Source organism: Photobacterium kasasachensis (assembly GCF_050336885.1).
Taxonomy (GTDB): Bacteria; Pseudomonadota; Gammaproteobacteria; order Enterobacterales; family Vibrionaceae; genus Photobacterium; species Photobacterium kasasachensis.
In genome coordinates this window covers 1-2,503 of the sequence record NZ_JAKJSH010000053.1, presented here as the reverse complement: position 1 = coordinate 2,503, position 2,503 = coordinate 1, and the positions used below count along the sequence as shown (strand labels likewise).

The 2,503-nt window shown below is 38.8% G+C and carries 1 protein-coding gene and 2 pseudogenes; 1 reads left to right on the top strand and 2 read right to left on the bottom strand.

What is annotated here, in order from left to right; translation table 11 throughout:
* Positions 1–335, bottom strand: a pseudogene (locus L4D19_RS30040) (IS4 family transposase); the annotation flags it as partial.
* Positions 336–502: 167 nt separating this feature from the next.
* Here L4D19_RS30040 and L4D19_RS30035 point away from each other — a divergent pair.
* The gene (locus L4D19_RS30035) at positions 503–1,177 is read left to right on the top strand and encodes a transglutaminase-like domain-containing protein (RefSeq protein WP_428455443.1); all 675 of its coding nucleotides are present in this window, start codon (positions 503–505) and stop codon (positions 1,175–1,177) included.
* Between the two features lie 756 nt (positions 1,178–1,933).
* Here L4D19_RS30035 and L4D19_RS30030 read toward each other — a convergent pair.
* Positions 1,934–2,503 (bottom strand): annotated as a pseudogene (locus L4D19_RS30030) (transposase family protein); the annotation flags it as partial.

The following is a 2,503-nucleotide window of genomic DNA, read 5'->3' as shown; positions in this document are numbered from 1 at the left end:
GCTCTTAGTACCATGAGTCGTTCATATTCGCGGATGTCAGCCCAATCGACTAAGACAATAGGCTGTGCATTGACCGAACAAAATTGATGACAGTGCCACCGATAAATATCGAGTCTGCCGTGGTGAAGGTGATTATTACCTAATAAACGGTCAACGCGCTTAATACAGTGTTTGGTTTTGGCCTTTGAAGGAAGTGAGCGCCCAAGCAAAGTAAGCGTAAGTGCATCATTGCTAAGCAATGATTGCACCGAGTCCATGAGTGATTGGAGTCTCTTTTTGTGAATGTTAGGGCATTGATTTTCCAGCGACTCGTGTAGTATTTGAATATCACGCATCTTGCTTTCAATCTTTTGTGTTTGTGGTGAATTCATTAGCTCAGAAGGTAAGGTGTGTGTCTACTTATTGAACTACAAAGGTATTTTGTGGGGATTCACAAGTGTTAGGCGTTAGCTGCAAATACGAGTTATAGCGACCTATCAAGTATATAAGTGAGGTTTGTAGAGTGACATTAGAAGAATTAGTTCGGAATTTTAAGCAAAATTCGAGTTCTGAAACTGAGTTATTAGTAGTTCTTCATAATTGGGTTAGGGACCATATAAAGTTTGGTTTTACGGCTGATTTTGAAACGGTCTCCCCAAGAGACACAGTGAAAAATGGAATGGGTCACTGTAATGCTCAAGCTGATCTGCTATGTCATCTGTTAACTTTAGCTGGGTTCGAATCTCGATTGGCTTTCGTTTATATCGATAAAGAGATATTAAGATATGCAATTCCTAGTCTAATTTATTACATACTTCCMTATAAGTTATTCCATGCAGTAACTCAAGTGAATCTTGAAGGYAAATGGGTATCAATTGATAGTTATATTTTAACTAAGAACCAATTTTCTAACCAAATGAATAAATTAGTACAAAAAAATAAGAAGTATGGCTTTGGGCTACACCTTAATTCTGAGTGTGTTTGGGATGGTAGAAATAATTGTTTCTCGCAGGCTCAAAATGGTGACATCGATCAATTCTGTCAAGTTTATGATAATTTAGCTCAAGCGATTAAGAGCAGAACAAATACAAACCGTGTTCTAGGTGTTCATTTTAATACTTTGCTGAAACCTATAGCTACTATAAGCCATATTGGCGGAAGAGTACTTAAGCATTATATCAATTACTATTTGCCTTGATATTTACGTAGGCCTAGTTGGCAAGAAGCTAACAAGGCAATCAAGGTGACCCGTTACACTCGGCATTTTAGTTTGAAGTTCAGTGTGCTTTGCTGGTTCAGTGTGGGGCACCTTATTGCAGGCGTTAAACCGCTCTTTAATTACTTTTGTAGCCCTAGCTAAGGTATTGATGTCGTCAGTAATTAAATTCCTTGGTAACGTGATAGATTTTACTCCATTGAATTATATTAAATAAATTGAGTATTAATTCGAGACTATTATGAGAATTAAACCTTATGAGTTGGTAGGAGGGTTGACTTAGAAATCTCTGAGTCTGGACTTATTAGGAAATATGGAAAACCATTAAGAAAAGTAGTTAATAATATTGGCTTGATTGAAATTTAATACAATCATGGCGTATACCGTTTTAACTCCACAGGTAGATTGACCGAAGTTACTGTAAATAGCTCTGTATATGAGATTAATAGTGTAGTAGTTCATTTTGATAAGTTACTTTCTTATGTTAAAACCAATGATGTTGCTGTCTTTGAGAAGTATGGTTTTTTCGTTAGTCCAAAATTTGGTTTAGCTTTCGACCCTGAGTATAAATGTTGGGTTACAGTGTTATCTAAACTTGAACTGAAAGGCTGGGTAGCGGTTTAACAAAGCAATCAAGGGTGACCCGTTACACTCGGCGGTTTTGGTGTGGAGTTCTGTGTGCTTTGCGAGTTCAGTGGGGCACACCTTATTGCAGGCGCTGGCGGATCCCCACATAATTTACGCACGATAATTGTTCCTTGCCATTAGAATTAGGGTGGGTTGCGCCCAACGAATTGCTGAATCGTTGATGTGATATTCTAGCCGTCGGAAGACCTCTTTTCCTAACCTAACAAATGATAAAACGCGTCGGTCTTTTACAGAATTTGCTTGAAAGTGACGGTGCCAACCGTTATGTTCTGCAATTATTCCAACCACCAATAGACCATAAAAGCGAGCAGACCAATGAGTAGTAAAATGTCGAAGCGTTTAGTGTAGAGCCTGACGATACATCGAGATGAAAATATATTTGTTGGGATATTAGTCGCCAGCAGCCAAGGTTCTAGTGCTGACTTCTTATGGACTGCCTGGGCGGAGAAGAGCTCTCGACCTTTTGGCCGGTCTTTACGTTTTCTAGGTGTTTGTTTTTTATAGAGATGAAGATGGCATTGCAATGGTTTTCGCTTGGCTAGCTGTGTGAATCCGACATATTTAGGTTTGCAACTCGCTTGATTAAACAACTGCTTGATGTGTTGCCATTGGCTTTTTATTAAGACGTTTACATCACCTCTTACGCGTCCAAGAGATAAC